General features: G+C 58.8%; 14 protein-coding genes and 1 pseudogene. 10 read left to right on the plus strand and 5 right to left on the minus strand.

Annotated elements, in window-relative coordinates; translation table 11 throughout:
- Positions 1 to 55 precede the first annotated feature (55 nt).
- The gene (locus NH344_RS01695; RefSeq protein ID WP_253027451.1) at positions 56 to 1,339 is read right to left on the minus strand and encodes a NupC/NupG family nucleoside CNT transporter; all 1,284 of its coding nucleotides are present in this window, start codon (positions 1,337 to 1,339) and stop codon (positions 56 to 58) included.
- A gap of 34 nt (positions 1,340 to 1,373) precedes the next feature.
- Entirely contained in the window at positions 1,374 to 2,219 is an 846-nt protein-coding gene (locus NH344_RS01700) for an outer membrane protein OmpK (protein ID WP_253027452.1), read from the minus strand.
- A 290-nt stretch (positions 2,220 to 2,509) separates the two neighbouring features.
- Between NH344_RS01700 and NH344_RS01705 the strand changes: the two genes are divergently transcribed.
- The 6 genes from NH344_RS01705 to cyoE all read left to right on the plus strand — a co-directional run bounded on the left by NH344_RS01705 (position 2,510) and on the right by cyoE (position 8,473).
- Positions 2,510 to 3,277 (plus strand): DeoR/GlpR family DNA-binding transcription regulator, encoded by a 768-nt coding sequence (locus NH344_RS01705; RefSeq protein WP_253027453.1) that lies wholly within the window; start codon positions 2,510 to 2,512, stop codon positions 3,275 to 3,277.
- 299 nt (positions 3,278 to 3,576) lie between these two features.
- Positions 3,577 to 4,623, plus strand: a complete 1,047-nt coding sequence (cyoA, locus tag NH344_RS01710; RefSeq protein ID WP_253027454.1) for a ubiquinol oxidase subunit II — start codon at positions 3,577 to 3,579, stop codon at positions 4,621 to 4,623.
- A 2-nt stretch (positions 4,624 to 4,625) separates the two neighbouring features.
- A complete protein-coding gene (gene cyoB, locus NH344_RS01715; protein WP_253027455.1) occupies positions 4,626 to 6,653 on the plus strand; it encodes a cytochrome o ubiquinol oxidase subunit I in 2,028 nt (675 codons plus the stop codon).
- Complete coding sequence (gene cyoC, locus NH344_RS01720; RefSeq protein WP_044629016.1) at positions 6,653 to 7,264, plus strand: cytochrome o ubiquinol oxidase subunit III; 612 nt, start codon at positions 6,653 to 6,655, stop codon at positions 7,262 to 7,264. The genes cyoB and cyoC overlap by 1 nt, the downstream gene beginning before the upstream one ends.
- A 1-nt stretch (position 7,265) precedes the next feature.
- Positions 7,266 to 7,592: a cytochrome o ubiquinol oxidase subunit IV gene (cyoD, locus tag NH344_RS01725; RefSeq protein WP_044629017.1), complete on the plus strand. Its 327-nt coding sequence runs from the start codon at positions 7,266 to 7,268 to the stop codon at positions 7,590 to 7,592.
- Positions 7,550 to 8,473 (plus strand): heme o synthase, encoded by a 924-nt coding sequence (gene cyoE, locus NH344_RS01730; protein WP_044629018.1) that lies wholly within the window; start codon positions 7,550 to 7,552, stop codon positions 8,471 to 8,473. The genes cyoD and cyoE overlap by 43 nt, the downstream gene beginning before the upstream one ends.
- Before the next feature lie 115 nt (positions 8,474 to 8,588).
- Here the strand turns inward: cyoE and pta are convergent, their stop codons facing one another.
- Together pta and NH344_RS01740 are read right to left on the minus strand one after the other, a co-directional pair.
- Positions 8,589 to 10,772, minus strand: a complete 2,184-nt coding sequence (pta, locus tag NH344_RS01735) for a phosphate acetyltransferase (RefSeq protein WP_137094284.1) — start codon at positions 10,770 to 10,772, stop codon at positions 8,589 to 8,591.
- Positions 10,769 to 11,953, minus strand: coding sequence for an acetate kinase (locus NH344_RS01740; protein WP_062374788.1), 1,185 nt, complete (start codon positions 11,951 to 11,953; stop codon positions 10,769 to 10,771). Before NH344_RS01740 ends, pta begins: the two co-directional genes overlap by 4 nt.
- 153 nt (positions 11,954 to 12,106) lie before the next feature.
- Between NH344_RS01740 and NH344_RS01745 the strand changes: the two genes are divergently transcribed.
- The 4 genes from NH344_RS01745 to NH344_RS01760 all read left to right on the plus strand — a co-directional run bounded on the left by NH344_RS01745 (position 12,107) and on the right by NH344_RS01760 (position 16,023).
- A complete protein-coding gene (locus NH344_RS01745) occupies positions 12,107 to 13,027 on the plus strand; it encodes a DMT family transporter (protein ID WP_253027456.1) in 921 nt (306 codons plus the stop codon).
- Positions 13,028 to 13,158: 131 nt separating this feature from the next.
- Positions 13,159 to 13,668 carry a porin family protein gene (locus NH344_RS01750; RefSeq protein WP_058575966.1) on the plus strand — a complete coding sequence of 170 codons (510 nt, stop codon included), beginning with the start codon at positions 13,159 to 13,161 and terminating at the stop codon, positions 13,666 to 13,668.
- Positions 13,669 to 13,853: 185 nt separating this feature from the next.
- A complete protein-coding gene (locus NH344_RS01755) occupies positions 13,854 to 14,915 on the plus strand; it encodes an HlyD family secretion protein (protein WP_253027457.1) in 1,062 nt (353 codons plus the stop codon).
- Positions 14,905 to 16,023 carry a DUF2955 domain-containing protein gene (locus tag NH344_RS01760; protein ID WP_253027458.1) on the plus strand — a complete coding sequence of 373 codons (1,119 nt, stop codon included), beginning with the start codon at positions 14,905 to 14,907 and terminating at the stop codon, positions 16,021 to 16,023. Before NH344_RS01755 ends, NH344_RS01760 begins: the two co-directional genes overlap by 11 nt.
- 213 nt (positions 16,024 to 16,236) lie before the next feature.
- On the opposite strand, the pseudogene NH344_RS01765 reads toward NH344_RS01760, so the two are convergent.
- A pseudogene (locus tag NH344_RS01765) lies at positions 16,237 to 17,073 on the minus strand (phosphomethylpyrimidine synthase ThiC); the annotation flags it as partial.
- Positions 17,074 to 17,220 lie beyond the last annotated feature (147 nt).

Raw genomic sequence — 17,220 nt, forward strand, 5'->3', positions numbered from 1 at the left:
AACGGGCACTGCGAAAACATAGCAGCGCCCGTTGCATGGTGTCGTACTCGCTGCGTTAAGCCGTCAGGTTGCCCAGCGCAATAAAGAAGCCAGCAATGGATGCCGACATCAAATTAGAGAGCGTACCGGCCAAAACGGCTTTCACACCGAAGCGGGCAATCTCTTTGCGACGCGTGGGCGCAATGCTACCCAAGCCGCCCAGCAGAATCGCAATGGACGACAGGTTGGCAAAGCCACATAGCGCAAAGGAGAGAATCGCCATGGTGTGCGGGGTCATCAGTTGACCCGTCGCCGCCACCACCTGTTCCCCATCGATATAGGGAGCGAGGTTGATATAGGCCACGAACTCGTTGACCACCAGCTTTTGGCCGATGAAAGAACCTGCCAGCGTTGCCTCTTCCCACGGCACGCCGAGCAGGAACGCCAGCGGCGCAAACAGCCAGCCGAGAATCAGCTCGAGGCTCAGCGATTCAAAGCCGAACCAGCCGCCAACGCCACCTAAAATGCCGTTGATCAGCGCGATCAAGCCGATGAACGCCAGCAGCATGGCACCCACGTTGGCTGCCAGCATCAGGCCGGAGGTCGCGCCGGACGCCGCGGCATCCAGTACGTTGGTAGGCTTGTCGTCCTGCTCTTTCAGCTCTTCATCGACCTTGGAAACGCTGTCGCTATCTTCCACGTTCTGGGTTTCCGGCATGATCAGCTTGGCGAACAGCAGGCCGCCAGGCGCCGCCATGAACGAGGCCGCCACCAGATACTCCATGGGAATGCCCAGCGCTGCGTAGCCCGCCAGAACGGAACCGGCTACCGATGCTAAGCCGCCACACATCACCGCAAATAGCTGCGAAGGCGTCATGCGGGCAATAAATGGGCGTACGACAAGCGGAGCCTCGGTTTGGCCCACGAAGATATTGGCGGTCGCAGAGAGCGATTCGGTGCGCGAGGTGCCCAGTGCTTTTTGCAGTGCGCCGCCCAGAATCCGAATGACCCACTGCATGATGCCTAGGTAGTAGAGCACGGCAATCAGCGACGAGAAGAAGATGATGACCGGCAGGACTTTGATGGCGAAGACAAAACCGACGTTTTCTACATCGGCAAGGCCACCAAACAAAAAACCGATACCGTCGTTGGCGTACACCAGCACCTGGCTAACACCAGCGGAAATGGCTTGCAGCACCGCCTGGCCGAACGGCACGTAGAGCACAAACGCGCCAATACCGGCTTGGATGGCAAAGGCACCCAGTACGGTGCGCAGCCGAATCGACTTGCGGTCGTAAGAAAAAATCAGGGCAATGGCCACTAGGGTGACCATACCAACCAGGCTCATGATGAGGGTCATGGGAGTACCTTCGGATCGTGAGGAGTGTGAGCGATTACAGTAAGTTCAACTTCACTGAGTAGATCATCGCGTTTTGGTAAGCATCCGGGGTGCCCAGTTTATTCTCTGAGTAGCGGTACTGCACGCCCGTGGTGATCAAATCAGACGGATGCCACCACAGGCTGAGTGCGCCGTTGGTGCCTACGCTGCCTGCTTTATCGCCCACGTAGTTCTGAGTCAGGTAGTCGTCGTCACGGCCGAAGGTCTGCTCGTGCCAGTTGGTCACGCTGAAGTTCTGGTTCAGAGCGGTAAAGTCGTAGCCCGCGACCCAGCCAGCCATAAAGCCGTTCATGCCGGTATAGCTATTGCTCTGTACCCGCGCTGCGCCAATAAACGGTTTGAACCACAGGCCGTTATCAAACGTGGTGCGGTAGCCCAGACCCAGGATTTGGTCCTGCTCGCGAGACTCGTAGCCGTAGTCGCGGAAATCGTACAGGTGGGCGTAAATCGATAGCGGGCTGTCGCCCAGGTAGATGTGCGAGGTCACTTTACCGGCGGTGCGGAAGTTGTCTTTACCGCCGCTGGATTGGTCGAATTGGTCGTTGGTCGGGTTCTCGAAATCGAAGAAGCCGTAAAATTCGCCCCAGCTAAAGCCGACGCCGCCTTCGATTTCAACATACGTAAAGTCGCTTTTCGCTGCGTTGCTAGCAGTGCGCGCTTCGGTGCCGTTCGACCAGTCCAGGTAGTTGATCGATACGTTAGCGAACGACCACAAACGGTCAAGGGTATGCGGCTCGGAGTCATCGGCAAAGGCCGGCGTTGCCAAGGCAGCACTTGTCAGTAAAACGCCAGCGCCAAGCGTGACGAGCGAAGAAACGTGAGAGGGGGATAAAGCGGTCATGAAAGCCTCAACAAAGGTTGTTACGGTGCCACGAGAGGTGGCATACCGACGTTGTGGGTCGTGCAGGCTGGCGTTGATGTTAAAATTATAACATTGAGTGTTATTTTTTTAACGCTGATTTGCAAGTATCGTCACATCAACGCTATTTAAATGTGATAAGCGCATCACGGGTGGGGGACGCCAGTGAAAAGAGTGCGCAGTAGTGGAAATTGGCAGGGGCCTAGCTCAGCATAGGATGCCTGGCGGGGCGCAATGCCGATAACAAAATGAATCATAAGGAGATGCCGGACATGAACGATCGCAGCGCACAGCGCATGGCCATGCTGCAAGAAGCGCTGGCCAGCGGGGGAACCCTGCATCTTCGCGATGCCGCCAAGCTGTGCGGCGTCTCCGAAATGACCATTCGACGGGATCTCTCGACGCAGCCGTCGGCCATTAGCCTGTTGGGCGGGCGATTGGTGATGGCCAGCTACCCCGGCGTGACGCCGGTATACGATTTGACCGAGCAGCAGGCGAGCCATTACCAAGTCAAACAGCGGCTTTGTCAGCGCGCGGCCAGCTTCATCGAAGAGGGCGATACGCTGTTTATCGACTGCGGCTCCACGCTCATTCCACTGCTGGGTCAGCTTAGTCGTTTCCGAGAGCTTACCGTGGTGACCTATGCGCTCAACGTAGCCAATGCCGTCGCTGGGCTGCCCAATGTGCGCCTCGTATTGCTAGGTGGGCTTTTCTACGCGTCCTCTCAATCGTTTGGCAGCGACGGCATGGGCGCGGCCATCGAGCGCTTGGGCATCAACAAGGCGCTGATCTCTGCTGCCGGCGTGGATTGCGAACGAGGCGTAAGCTGCTTTCATTTTCACGAAGTCGGGCCTAAGCAGGCGGCGATTGCCACCGCGATGCAGCGGCTGTTGATTGTTGACTCCAGTAAGTTTGGCGTGGTGCGCCCGGCCTATTTTGCCTCGCTGGAAGACTTCGATGTCATCGTCACCGACGACGAGCGCGCCCCTGGTTTGCTGGAGCGCCATCCGCTGCCCGCGCTTAACGTCACGCTCGCCTAATGAAAGACGGTCGAAGCTCCGTATCGCCCTCTTCAAACCGGTGCGCGGGGTGCGGCATAACGTCTCTTTCTGATTGACTCAGATCAATAGAAAATACTTTAGTCTTAGTTGATGCGCATCAGCGCATGGCCGAGGCTCGCCACCAACCCCATGCGGTGGCGCATATTTTTCCCGGAGCAACGCTTACGCTCTCACTGCTCTGGGAAAAGTATGGGGTGATAGTTAGCTTGCTACTTAGCTGGCTAGTTAGCCAGCCAAGCAGTGGGCTGTTTTAGACAACTCTCTGATGAGATCACACCATGCAACTACCTACCCACTGGCGCAGGCGAGGCACTTTTGTGCTCGTCGTATTGTGCTTGCTGTTAACGGGCTGCAGTTCTGCATTGCTGGATCCCAAGGGGCAGATTGGCGTTGAACAACGCTCGCTGATTCTGACCTCCTTTGGGTTGATGCTGATTGTGGTCATTCCGGTGATTGTGATGACGCTGCTGTTTGGCTGGCGCTACCGGCGCAGCAATAGCGTTGCCAAGTATCTGCCGGACTGGGCGCACTCCAATACGATTGAAGCTGCCGTCTGGACCGTTCCCTGCTTGATCATCGCCGTTCTCGCCTTTCTTACCTGGAAAACCTCGCACTCCCTTGACCCCCACAAGCCCATCGAAAGCAGCGTAGCGCCCATGGAAATACAGGCGGTGGCGCTGGACTGGAAATGGCTGTTCATCTACCCCGAGCAGGGCATTGCCAGTGTCAATGAAGTGGCCTTCCCGGTGGATACGCCGGTGCGCTTCAGGGTCAGCTCTGGTTCGGTGATGAATGCGTTCTTCATTCCCCACCTGGGCAGCCAGATCTACGCCATGGCGGGCATGGACAACGACGTGCACCTGATCGCCGATGAAGAGGGCGTCTACCCAGGCCGCTCCACCAACTACAGCGGTGCTGGCTTCTCTGGCATGACCTTCGATGCCCACGTGACCTCTTCGGCGGAATTCGACGCCTGGGTGGACAACGTGCGTGACGCCGATGACACCCTGACCTTCCCGGACGGTTACGAAGCCCTAGCGCAGCCGACGGAATACCACCCGGTGGCGTACTTCTCGGCGGTTACGCCTGGGCTTTATGAGTCGATAGTCAGCAGCTTCCACGGTGGTGACGGCAGTGGGCACGGCGGTCATGCAAGCCACGGTGACGCCATCAGTGATGCCCACGATAGCCACGGTGAATCCAGCGAGCTAGAGAGCGCCAGCGCGTCTCAACAGCAGGCCGCGATCGGCCATGTTACCAATCAGCATGCGGGTGATGAACACGCCATGGGCGGCCATCCCACAAGCGTTGAAGCGGGGGGTTAAGCATGTTTGGAAAACTCACGTTAGAAGCCATTCCATACCACGAACCGATCATTATGGTCGTTGCCGCCTTTATGGCGATTGGGGGTACCGCGCTACTAGGCGCACTGACATACTACCGAAAATGGGGCTGGCTGTGGAACGAGTGGTTCACCTCCGTTGATCACAAAAAGCTCGGCATTATGTACTTTGTGGTGGCCTTGGTGATGCTGCTTCGCGGCTTTGCCGATGCGATTATGATGCGTACCCAGTTGGCCATGGCGGCCGGTGGGGCTGCTGGTTATCTCCCTCCTGAACACTACGATCAGATCTTTACCGCCCACGGCGTAATCATGATCTTCTTCGTTGCGATGCCCATGGTCATCGGCCTGATGAACCTGGTGGTGCCGCTGCAAATCGGCGCCCGCGACGTTGCTTTCCCGTTTTTGAATAACCTGAGTTTCTGGCTGTTCGCCGTGTCGGCGATTTTGGTCAATATTTCCCTCGTGGTAGGGGAGTTCGCCAAAACCGGCTGGCTCGCTTATGCGCCTTTATCGGGGATAGAGTTTAGCCCTGGGGTGGGGGTTGATTACTGGATATGGGCACTGCAAATATCCGGGATAGGCACGACGCTCACCGGCATCAACTTCTTCGTTACCATTCTGAAAATGCGCACCAAAGGCATGACCCTGTTCCGCATGCCGATTTTTACCTGGACGTCGCTGTGCGCCAACGTCCTCATCATTGCCTCTTTCCCGATTCTGACCGCGACCATCGCGCTGTTAACCCTTGACCGCTACTTCGGTATGCACTTCTTCACCAATGACTTTGGCGGCAACATGATGATGTACGTCAACCTCATTTGGGCATGGGGTCACCCGGAAGTGTACATTCTGATTCTGCCGGCCTTTGGCGTGTTCTCTGAAGTCATCGCCACCTTCGCCCGCAAGCGACTGTTTGGTTACAAAACCATGGTGTGGGCCACGGTGGCCATTACGCTGCTGTCGTTCATCGTCTGGTTGCACCACTTCTTCACCATGGGGGCCGGTGCCAACGTCAATGCCTTCTTCGGCATCATGACCATGATCATTGCCATCCCCACCGGGGTGAAAGTGTTCAACTGGCTGTTCACCATCTTCCGCGGCAGCCTGGAGCTGACCTCGCCGGTGCTATGGACCCTGGGGTTCATCATCACCTTTACCCTGGGCGGCATGACCGGCGTGATGCTGGCGCTGCCAGCAGCCAACTTCGTCCTGCACAACAGTCTGTTCGTGATTGCTCACTTCCACAACGTCATCATCGGCGGCGTGGTGTTCGGTATGATGGCGGGCCTGACCTACTGGTTCCCGAAAGCGTTCGGCTTCACGCTGAGCGAGAAGTGGGGAAAGCGCTCGTTCTGGTGCTGGTTCATCGGTTTCTACGTCGCGTTCATGCCGCTTTACGTGCTGAGCTTCTTCGGTGCCGTGCGTCGCATGCAGTCCTACGCCAATCCTGAGTGGCAACCCTGGATGATTCTGGCCTGGGTAGGTGCCGTGATCATCATGATGGGGATTGCCTGCACCATCATTCAGTTCTGGGTCAGTATCCGTGACCGCAAGCTGAATGCAGATCTGACCGGCGACCCCTGGGATGGCCGCACGCTGGAGTGGTCCACCTCGTCGCCTGCACCGTTCTACAACTTCGCGCGCCTGCCGGAAGTCGGCGACATCGACAGCTTCTGGTCGCAAAAGCAGCGTAGCAACGAGCAGTTGGACGAAGCGCCCTACACCGATATTCACATGCCGCGCAATACCGTGGCGGGTCCGGTGATTAGCTTCTTCGCGCTGATTCTAGGCTTTGCGCTGGTGTGGCATATCTGGTGGCTGGCAGCCGTGGGTGCATTGGGCGTCGTCGTCAGTTTCATCGCCCGTGTATTCAACGAAGATATCGACTACTACGTGCCCGCTGCCGAAGTGGCGCGCATCGAGCGCGCGCACGAAAAGCGCAAAACGTCTGCGCCGAGCAGCGCAGCGTCTGACCGTGAACAGACCAACTATGTGGAGACACGCGCGTAATGGCCACCGATACCCTACATCATGGCGCCGCGTCCGAGCCCCATGAGCACCACGACGCGACCGGCACGAAAGTATTTGGCTTCTGGGTCTACTTGATGAGTGACCTGGTGATCTTTGGGTCACTGTTTGCCACCTACGCCGTGCTGATGAAAGGCACGGCCGCCGGGCCAACGGCGGCAGATATTTTTGAGCTGCCCTTTGTGCTGGTGGAAACCTTCCTGCTGCTGTTCAGTAGCTTCACCTTTGGCATGGGCGTACTGGCGATGAATGCCGAGCGCGTCGGCCAAGTAAAAGCGTGGCTGGCGATCACCTTCTTGCTCGGTGCCGCGTTCGTCGGTATGGAAGTGTACGAGTTTCAGCACTTGATTCATCAGGGCTACGGCCCTGATCAGAGCGCGTTTCTCTCGTCGTTCTTTACCCTGGTCGGCACCCACGGCCTCCACGTGACCGTTGGTTTGGTGTGGATTCTAGTGATGCTGGTGCAGCTTTCGACCAAGGGCATCACCCCGATGACACGTCCGCGGATTCTGTGCCTGAGCCTGTTCTGGCACTTCCTGGACATCGTGTGGATCTGCGTCTTCTCGTTCGTTTATCTGATGGGAGTGCTGTGACATGAGTCATTCATCATCTTCAACGTCTTCTCACGGAAGCGTTAAATCGTATGTGACGGGGCTTCTGCTATCTTTAGTGCTAACCGTGATTCCGTTCGCGGTCGTTATGAGCGGTGCGTTGAGCACCGCCACGACGGTGGTGGTCATCGCTATAACAGCCGTGCTGCAGATTTTGGTCCAGCTGGTCATGTTTATGCATATGAATACCAAAGCCGACGAAGGCTGGAACGTGATGTCCTTCGTTTTCACACTGACGATACTCGTCCTGGTGGTAGGGGGCTCGTTATGGATCATGCAGCATCTGCATCTCAACATGATGATCGGCTGAACGTGGCGCCGAGCCGCTGGCGCGACGTGCTGGCGCTCACCAAGCCGGGGATCATTGGTGGCAACTTGATTGCGACCTTGGGCGGCTACTTTTTAGCCGCTCACGGCACCTTCGATTGGGTCACCTTTGCCTCGGTGATGATGGGCATTGCGCTGGTGATTGCTTCGGGCTGCGCCTGTAACAACGTCATCGACCGGGATATTGATGCACTGATGGCGCGTACGCGCCATCGCCCGCTGGCCAAGGGGCGCATCTCAATCACCCAGGCGCTGGGCATTTCAGCGCTGTTGGGGGTGGCCGGTGTGGTCTGCTTGGCGCTGGGTACCAATGGGTTGACGGTGGCGCTGGCGGTAATCGGTTGGGGCGTGTATGTGGGGGTGTATAGCCTCTATATGAAGCGCCACTCTGAGTACGGCACGCTGGTAGGCAGCCTCTCCGGTGCCATGCCGCCGGTAGTGGGGTACTGCGCGGTCACGGGGCAGTTCGACAGCGGCGCGTTCATGCTGCTGGTGATTTTCTGCCTGTGGCAAATGCCGCACTCCTACGCCATCGCGATTTTCCGCTACGCCGATTATCGCCGTGCGTCGATACCCGTGCTGCCGGTGGTTCACGGTATCAAACGTGCCAAACACCATATTCTGGGCTATATCGTGGCCTTCATTCCCGCGTCACTGGCGCTGGTACTGGCCAGCCAAGCGGGCGCAGGCTACCTGTGCGTGGCGCTCACCATGGGCGGCTACTGGCTCTACTTGGCGCTGTGTGGCTATCGATTAGAAGACGACGTGCGTTGGGCGAAGAAGGTGTTCGGCGTGTCTATCCTGACCATCACTGCGATGAGCTTAGTGATGGTGCTGGAAGCCATGGTGCCGATGTGGGTGTAATGCCTAACAACGATTGAACCTGACGCAAAACTTGAACGCCCCGAACAGTGAACTGTTCGGGGCGTTCTTTTTAGCGCAGCTTTCAGCGGATACGTATACAGGGCTCGGCGAGTGCCTAGCCTTGCCGCTGGCTGGCCTGGATTGCGGTGAGGGCGATGGTGTAGACGATGTCATCCACCAGGGCGCCGCGGGACAGGTCGTTCACCGGCTTGTTCAAACCCTGCAGCATCGGGCCCACGCTGACCACTCGGGCGCTGCGTTGAACGGCTTTGTAGGTGGTGTTGCCGGTGTTGAGGTCGGGGAACACGAACACGGTGGCCTTGCCCGCTACGGGGGAGTCGGGGGCTTTCTGCTTGCCCACGCTTTCGATGGCGGCGGCGTCGTACTGCAGCGGGCCGTCGATAGCCAGGTGCGGCGCGCGCTCCTTGGCGATGCGGGTCGCTTCGCGCACTTTATCCACGTCGGCGCCGGTGCCGGAGTCGCCGGTGGAGTAGCTGATCATCGCCACGCGCGGCTCGATGCCGAAGGCCTCGGCAGAGCGGGCGCTTTGTAGGGCAATTTCGGCAAGCGTTTCGGCATCCGGGTCTGGGTTCACCGCGCAGTCGCCGTACACCACCACTTGCTCGGGCAGCAGCATGAAGAAGATCGACGAGACCTGGTTGTACTCCGGGGCCGTCTTGATCAGCTGAAACGCCGGGCGAACCGTGTTGGCGGTGGTGTGTACCGCGCCCGACACCAGGCCGTCCACCTCATCCAGCTGCAGCATCATGGTGCCCAGCACCACGTTGTCCTGAAGTTGTGCTTCGGCGGTCAGCTCGTTGAGCTTGCCTCGGCGGCGTTCGACCATGGGGCCGATATAGTTGGCGCGGGTGCTTTCCGGGTCGATGATGGTCAGCGTGTCGGGCAGCGTCAGGCCACGGTGGTGGGCCACGCTTTCGATGTCCTCCCGCTTGCCTAGCAGAACGCAGTCGGCAATACCACGGCGCTGGCAGATGATGGCGGCTTCGATGGTGCGCGGCTCGTCGCCTTCCGGCAGCACGATGCGCTTTTTGGCCTGTTGGGCCAGCTTCACCAACTGATGGCGGAACGCCGACGGCGACAGGCGGCGGGGGTAGCCACGGCTCAGTTTGGCTTTCAGCCACTCCAGGTCCATGTGTGCCGCCACGTAGCGTGCCACCTGCTCGGCGCGCTCGAAGTCGTCCATGGGGATTTCAGTGCTGAGCTGGCTCAGGTTCTGCGCCGTGGTCAGGCTGTCGGTTTCTACCGCCAGCACCGGCAAGCCGGTTTTCAGCGCTGGGCGGCACATCTCGATCATGCCCTCGTTGGGCAAGAAACCGTTGGTGAGCAAAACGCCCGCCAGCTGGGTGCCGTTCATGGTGGCCAGCGCGGAGGCCAGCACCACGTCATCACGGTCCCCGGAGGCGACCACCAGACTACCCGGCGTGAAGATATGCAGCGCATTGGCCGCACTTCTGGCACACAGGCTGGTAGAGAGGACGCGGCGGCTGGCGGCTTCACCTTCGTTGAGCATCTTGGCATTCAGCGCCCGGGCTACGTCTAGCGTGCGCGGAGCGCTCAGGGTCTTGCTGTAGGGTACCACGCCAATCAGGTGGAAGCGGTCGGTGGCTAGCGCCGGGGAGTAGCGTCGCAGTTCGTTGAGTACCGGCTCTTCCAACTGCGGTTTGATGGTGCCCGGCGCGGCCGAAAGGTCATCCTCCTGACCGTAGGGCAGGTTTTTCATGCGCATCAGAATGCCGCCCAGGGTGCGGCTGGAGCTGACGCCGCCAAAGCTTCGAGCGTGCATATCCAGCTCTTCCGCCAGCGTCTGGGGCTCGTTGAGATCCCCGGAGCCCACCAGAATGATCCGCGCGTTCAGCGCATGAGCGAGCTGCACATTGGTTTGAGTGGCGTAGGTGGTGTGCTGGGTCGGCACGACGCCTTCCACCACGATCAGATCCAGCGCGCTGCCGTCTCGGTAGGCCTGCTGCACCACCTGCTCGTAGAGCTCGATGACGTTTTCCATCAGCTCGTCGGTTTGGTCGTCGCGCAGCAGCCGCTCCAGGCGTGCCTGGGAAATAGGCGAGGGCGGGCGCTGGTTCAGCGTCCGCGAGACCAGCGCCGTCGAGCGGTCAAGGCCCGGGCCGTTCAGCTCGTTCTGCATGAACGGCTTCAGAAAGCCGGCTTTCAGGCCAATGGTGTCCAGCGCCTGAATCAGGCCCAGACAGGCCGAGGTCAAGCCTGCCCCCATGCTGGTGGGGACAAGCAGAATGGCTTGGGGTTGCTCGGGGGAGCTGTTCATTCAGGGGTCTCCACGCAGTGGCGGGTTTCCATGGCAATGCGGCCCTCTTCATCGGTGGGGATCACCCACACTTCCGGGCCTTGATGACCAGCGCTATCCAGCTTGCCCTCTTTGCCACGGATGGTGGCTTCATTGGCCGCTTCATCTAAGCTGAAACCAAAGTGGGGCAGCAGGGCCAGCACTTCACGACGTACGATAGGCGAGTTTTCGCCAATACCGCCAGTGAAGATCACGCCGTCTAACTTAGGTAATGCACAAGACAGCGCCGCCAGGGATTTGGCAATGCGGTAACAGAAGACGTCCAGCGCCAACTTGGCGCCAGGGTGCCCGGCCATGGCTTGGTCTTCTACTTCGCGCATATCGTTGGTCAGGCCGGAAAGCCCCAGCAGGCCGCTCTGCTTGTTCAGTACGTTATCGATTTCATCTAGCGACCAACCTAACTGGCGGTGCAGATGCGCATGCAGGCCGGGATCCACGTCGCCGCTGCGGGTGCCCATCACCAGGCCTTCCAGCGGGGTAAGGCCCATGCTGGTATCCAGGCTCTGGTTGTTCCACACGGCGCTGGTGGAGCAGCCGTTGCCCAGGTGAGCGGTAAGCCAGCCGCCTGCGCCACGGCTGCTCAGCTCGCCAGCGCGCTGGCTAACAAAGGCGTGGCTGGTACCGTGGAAACCGTAGCGGCGAATGCCGTGCTCGGTATACAGCGCTTCCGGCAGTGCATAGCGATAGGCGCGGGGCGGCAGCGTCTGGTGGAACGCCGTATCGAACACGGCCACCTGAGGCAGGTCCGGAAACACCTTACGAGTCGCGGCAATGCCCGCTAGGTTGGTGGGGTTATGCAGCGGTGCTAAGGCAGCGGTGGTCTCGATGGCCTCGATCACACTGTCATCGATCAGCGCTGCTTGGGTGAAGTGCTCGCCACCATGAACGATGCGGTGGCCCACGGCCCCCGGTACGCGACCTTCCAAACGCTGAAGAATGGCGTTCAAGGCGTCGGCGTGGTCAGCATTCGGCAGCGGTTGGGTAAAGCTTTCACCGGCGCTGTCTTTACCTTTCAAGCGGGCGTCGCTGCTGCCTAAGCGCTCCGCTAGCCCGGCCAAGCGTGGTGCCTGCGGGTCCGCATCGATCAAAGCGTATTTAATAGAAGAAGAGCCACAGTTAATGACCAGCACCGGTGCGTTCATAACCACCTTTGTAACGTAATGAGGAAGTTAAGGGAATAGACTTTAGTTTAACATGCTGCGACGCGGAAAATCAGCGAAGAATTTTGTTAGCCGTCTATGTAAAATGTCGGCATCCTGTTTCTTATATAACCTATCGTGAGCCGTTCTGTGCCTATGTCCTCAACATCTTCCCCCACACTGCTACCCCGACATCTCGCTATTCTGCTGATGATGACGGTGGCGACGATGTTCGCTGCTAACCACGTCTCAGCTCGGCTGGCGTTTGATAATGGCACAGGATTGCTCTTAGCGGTGTTGATGCGCTCAGGCGTGGCTTGCTTGATTCTGCTTTCCTTGGTGATTCTTCAGAAAAAACGCCTTTGGCTGCCTCCGGGAGCGTGGCGCTGGCAGCTCGCGGTGGGGCTTCTTATTACGCTGCAAAGTGTCAGCTTATATTCCGCCGTGGCGCGCTTGCCGGTGGTGATTGCGCTGCTGCTAGTGAATACCTTTCCTATTCAACTGGCGCTGATTAGTTGGGCGCTGGGCGGCCCTCGGCCATCGCTGCGCAGTTGCTTGATTATGGGCACCATTCTGATTGGCCTGTTGGTGGTGCTGGATATTCCTAGCTGGGTGGCCAACGCCGATGCCATGGGGCCGGAGTGGCTGGCAGGCATTGGTTTTGGACTACTAGCGGCCTTTGCGTTTGCCTGCGCGTTGTGGGTCACCGAGCATCGCCTGTCTGGGGTAGGTAGCACGCTGCGCAGTCTGCTGACCATGCAAACCGTGTTCATCGCCATGATCATTGGAGGGTTTCTCGGGGCCATGCCGGGCGGTATGAGCCTGCCGGATAACAGTACTGGCTGGATAGGGTTAACGCTACTGGCGCTGCTGTACGGTAGTGGATTCTCGATTCTGTTTATTTTCGTGCCCCGGCTAGATATGGCCCGCAACGCTCCGGTGATGAACTTCGAGCCGGTGGCGTCGCTGTTGATAGCCTATCTGGTACTGGGCCAAATGCTCAGCCCTAGCCAACTCGTGGGCGGCGCGGTGGTGGTTGGGGGCATCGTCGTACTGAGCCTTTCCAAAGGGCGTTAGAAAACGTCATCAACAGCGCAAGAAAAAAGGAAACTCGATGCAAGTGCCAGTAGGTGAATTGCGTTCTTCATGGGCCTAGGCCACACTTCGAAAGCGTAAGGAAACACTGTTTTTTAACTGAGGTGATCCCCATGAAGATGACCGTACTATCACTGACCTCTGCAGCGCTTCTGTTAGGTGCAGGTGCGTTTGCGGCATCCGCCCAAGCCCAAGAATCTTTCCAATACCCACAAGGATACGTGGGTGGCGATGCCATGTTTTGGAGCCTCAACCCTGACCGTGGCGACTCCCGTGACGATGTCGGCCTACGCCTGCGCGGTGGTGCCCAATTCAACGATTATTTCGCCCTCGAGGGCCACCTAGGTACCGGCGGTTCGGATCGCGGCGCCGATCTAGACCATCTGGCGGGTGCGTATGCTAAAGGCATCCTCCCGGTAGCGCCCAACTTCCGTCTTTACGGTTTAGCGGGTTTCTCCGAGGTCGAGATCAGCGATAATCGCGAAAGTGGTCTCTCTTACGGCGCGGGTGCCGAGATGGACATTGCTAACAACGTCTCGATTGGTGCCGACTACATGCGCTACCTGGACGAGTCCGCCTACGATTTCGATGCGGCGAGCGTAGGCCTTCGCTACCGCTTTTAACACGGCAAGCGTTTAGCGCTTATTCATCAAGGGAATAGGACCCCGCTGACCGAGCACAGACTCGGCAGCGGGGTTTTTTTACGATTATTGTTAGCGTGCTAATAAATTTGTTAGACTAAGGTATTCCATCTAACGCTACCCCGAGTGCACGTGACCGCTTGGGGGCCAGTGAACGAGTAATACCCATGACCCCTGATCAACGATTTACCCGCTGGGTGAAAATAGCCCTGGCGGCGTTTGTAGTGCTGTTCGTCTATTTCTTACTCGCCGATAGCTTTATGCCCATGACTCCGGAAGCGCGCGCGATGCGGCCCGTGACGCGTATTGCGCCGGAGCTCAGCGCGCCGGTGAAAGACGTGGTGGTGCGGGACCATCAGCGGGTGAACGCGGGCGATGTGCTGTTTCAGCTAGATACGACGCCGTTCGAGCTGGCACGCCAGCAGGCTGCGCTGAATCGCGAGCAGGCCGAGCAGGAGAACGCTCGGCTAACCGCCGAATTGGCGGCGGCGCGAGCCTCGCTGGCATCAGCTCAAGCCACGTTCGAAGAACGCAGCGGTGAGCGCCACCGCGCTGAGGCGTTGTTAGGGCGGCAGGGCATCTCCCGCCAGCAGTACGAGCAGCAAGTGGCCGCCGAGCATACGGCCCAAGCTGCCGTGGCGTTTGCCCGCGCGCAAATCGATAGCCTAGAAGTGCAGCTAGGTGAAGAGGGCGACGCCAACCTGCGGCTGCGCCAGGCCGACAATGCGCTCGCCCAAGCCGAGTTAAACGTGGCCCGTGCCACGGTAAGAGCGCGGGAGGCGGGCGAAGTCACCAACCTGCAGCTACAGCCGGGGGATTACGTACAGGCCGGCCAGCCCGCCGTGGCGCTGGTGGCCAGCCGTGTCGACGTCGTGGCCGATTTTCGCGAGAAAAGCTTGCGCCACGTGAAGGAAGGCGACGAAGCAACGGTGGTGTTCGATGCGCTGCCGGGACGACTGTTGGCAGGCCACGTGAGCGCGTTCGATGCCGGTGTGCGGGAAGGGCAGCAGGTGGCCGACGGGCAGCTGGTGGACATTCCGACCTCCGACCGCTGGGTGCGCGATGCCCAGCGGGTGCGTATTCACATCGCGCTGGACGAGCCTTTGGACGAGCTTCCACCCAGCGGCGCGCGGGCCACGGTGCAGCTAGTGCCCGGCGAGCACGCGCTGGCCAAGCCGTTTGCCTGGCTGCAGGCTCGGCTCGTGAGCTGGCTTCATTATGTCTACTAAATCGCCTACTCAATCAACCTCGCGTACGGGAACATCCGCTACGCGCTCAGTGCCCGCTTCCTCGGCGCTCAGTCAGAATGGGTTTAGCCAGAGCGGACTTAGCCAAAACGGACTGCGCCAGTGCCTGCGGGTCGCGGGCGGCGGCACCTTGGGGTTCATCATCAGCCAATTGATGGGCTGGAATTACGGTGTCTTCTTTACCGTCTTTCCGATGTTCTTGCTGGGGTTGGTGCCGGTGTTGAATGGCTCGATCATTCGCCAGTTTCTCTCCAACGTGAGCCTCAACGTGCTGGAGGTGAGCCTGGTGGTCGGGCTGTTAAAACACATGCCCGTGGTGATGACGCTGGTGGTGCTGGGGCTGTTTTTGCTGCGTTTCAACTTGATGGCCAAAGGCCCGCTGTTTCTGTTTGGTGCCAACGGCGTGTTGACGCTCAGCATACTGCTGCACTTCGCCAGCTACCCCAGTGTGGATTTGAGCGACCTGTTGGCCAGCAACCTCATGGCCAGTGTGCTGGCGGTGTTCATCGCCATGCTGATGTACACCCTGTTCCCCGATAGGGAACCCCGCCAACCGCCACCCAGAGGCAGCAAATCGACGGCGCAAATCCGCCATGAAACCCTGATTGGCGGCATCACCGCCACGCTTTCGTTCGTAGTGTTTCAGGTGCTCGATCTGCGCGGGTCGCTCTCGGCGCAAATGGCCACCATCTTGATTCTGTTTACGCTGGGCTACTTTGGCGCGCAGGTGTCGGCGGCCAAGCGCGCGGTGGGCACGCTTTTGGGCTGTAACCTCGCGCTGGTGATGCAGCTGGCGCTCTACACCCAAAGCCACCACTTTCTGCTGGTGATTATGCTTTATTGGCTGGGTTTGATGCTGTTTGCGCGGGAGCACGTCTTGGAAGGCGGCGGTTCCGGCATCGGGTTTGGCGGGCTCACCACCATGGGCATTCTGTTCGGCCAGTCCTTGGGGCCACAGCAGGACTTGGTCTACAGCGCGCTGTATCGCTTTTCGTCCATGAGCATAGCGCTGATCGGCACGCTATCGGTGATGATTTGTCTGCACTATCTGCTCAACCGCTGGGAACCTACTCGCCTGCTCGAAAAGTAGTTGAGGTAATTTTTTAACGAGGCACTACGCTGAAAAGAGCCGCCGGGAAAGCCAAAGAAGCCGCCGGTAAGGCCACCGGCAGCAGCAAAGCCGAAGTCAAAGGCAAAGGCGATGCCAAGGAAGGGGCCAAGAAGAACAAGAAGAAAAAGTGATGCTTGTTGCGCAAAAGGAACAACCGGAGCCCATGATGGCTCCGGTTGGGGTGTCACAGGGCTACACCTCCTGGTACAGCGCGCTGCCTTCCCGGCGGAACTTCTCCGCCTGCTCCTGCATACCGCGCTTCACTGCTTCGGCATCGCTTTCGCTGGCGTTTTCCGGGGTGCGGTCGCGGTAGGTGTCACGTACTTCCTGGCTGATCTTCATGGAGCAGAACTTCGGCCCGCACATGGAGCAGAAGTGGGCTACCTTGGCGGAGTCTTTGGGTAGGGTTTCGTCGTGGTATTCACGGGCGGTGTCCGGGTCTAGCCCCAGGTTGAACTGGTCTTCCCAGCGGAACTCGAAACGCGCCTTGGAGAGTGCATTATCGCGACGCTGTGCTGCTGGGTGGCCCTTGGCGAGATCCGCCGCGTGGGCAGCAATTTTGTAGGTAATAATGCCGGTTTTAACGTCATCTTTATTGGGCAGGCCCAGGTGCTCTTTGGGCGTGACGTAGCAGAGCATCGCGCAGCCAAACCAGCCGATCATCGCGGCACCAATGCCCGAGGTAATATGGTCGTAGCCGGGGGCGATATCGGTTACCAGCGGTCCCAAGGTGTAGAAGGGCGCTTCGTCGCAGTACTCCAGCTGCTTATCCATGTTCTCTTTCACCAGGTGCATGGGCACATGGCCAGGGCCTTCGATCATCACCTGCACATCGTGCTTCCAGGCGATATGGGTCAGCTCGCCGAGGGTCTTGAGTTCTGCCATCTGCGCTTCGTCGTTGGCATCCGCCACTGAGCCGGGGCGCAGGCCATCGCCGAGGGAGAACGCCACGTCGTACTGCTTGCAGATCTCGCAGATCTCCTCGAAGTGGGTGTAAAGGAAGCTCTCCTGGTGATGGTACAAACACCATTATTCCAAAAACATTGACTAGTTTCGCTTTTATAGTACGAATGGGCACAGTTTTTGCTACCTTCCTTACCTAGCGAAATGTCTCTGCCAGTTCATCCATCGCCCATGCTTCCCATCAACGTTTCCTGATTTTCGTTTAGGTCTTGA

This window comes from Halomonas sp. Ps84H-12 (assembly GCF_024124725.1).
Lineage (GTDB): Bacteria > Pseudomonadota > Gammaproteobacteria > Pseudomonadales > Halomonadaceae > Vreelandella > Vreelandella aquamarina.

What these genes read in the sequence shown, in the direction of transcription:
- cyoC (WP_044629016.1), top strand. Translation starts at nt 6,653, where the DNA reads ATGGCCACCGATACCCTACATCATGGCGCCGCGTCCGAGCCCCATGAG.
- NH344_RS01700 (WP_253027452.1), bottom strand. Translation starts at nt 2,219, where the DNA reads ATGACCGCTTTATCCCCCTCTCACGTTTCTTCGCTCGTCACGCTTGGC.
- NH344_RS01750 (WP_058575966.1), top strand. Translation starts at nt 13,159, where the DNA reads ATGAAGATGACCGTACTATCACTGACCTCTGCAGCGCTTCTGTTAGGT.
- cyoB (WP_253027455.1), top strand. Translation starts at nt 4,626, where the DNA reads ATGTTTGGAAAACTCACGTTAGAAGCCATTCCATACCACGAACCGATC.
- NH344_RS01755 (WP_253027457.1), top strand. Translation starts at nt 13,854, where the DNA reads ATGACCCCTGATCAACGATTTACCCGCTGGGTGAAAATAGCCCTGGCG.
- NH344_RS01695 (WP_253027451.1), bottom strand. Translation starts at nt 1,339, where the DNA reads ATGACCCTCATCATGAGCCTGGTTGGTATGGTCACCCTAGTGGCCATT.
- cyoD (WP_044629017.1), top strand. Translation starts at nt 7,266, where the DNA reads ATGAGTCATTCATCATCTTCAACGTCTTCTCACGGAAGCGTTAAATCG.
- NH344_RS01705 (WP_253027453.1), top strand. Translation starts at nt 2,510, where the DNA reads ATGAACGATCGCAGCGCACAGCGCATGGCCATGCTGCAAGAAGCGCTG.
- NH344_RS01745 (WP_253027456.1), top strand. Translation starts at nt 12,107, where the DNA reads ATGTCCTCAACATCTTCCCCCACACTGCTACCCCGACATCTCGCTATT.
- NH344_RS01740 (WP_062374788.1), bottom strand. Translation starts at nt 11,953, where the DNA reads ATGAACGCACCGGTGCTGGTCATTAACTGTGGCTCTTCTTCTATTAAA.
- cyoA (WP_253027454.1), top strand. Translation starts at nt 3,577, where the DNA reads ATGCAACTACCTACCCACTGGCGCAGGCGAGGCACTTTTGTGCTCGTC.
- NH344_RS01760 (WP_253027458.1), top strand. Translation starts at nt 14,905, where the DNA reads ATGTCTACTAAATCGCCTACTCAATCAACCTCGCGTACGGGAACATCC.
- pta (WP_137094284.1), bottom strand. Translation starts at nt 10,772, where the DNA reads ATGAACAGCTCCCCCGAGCAACCCCAAGCCATTCTGCTTGTCCCCACC.
- cyoE (WP_044629018.1), top strand. Translation starts at nt 7,550, where the DNA reads ATGGATCATGCAGCATCTGCATCTCAACATGATGATCGGCTGAACGTG.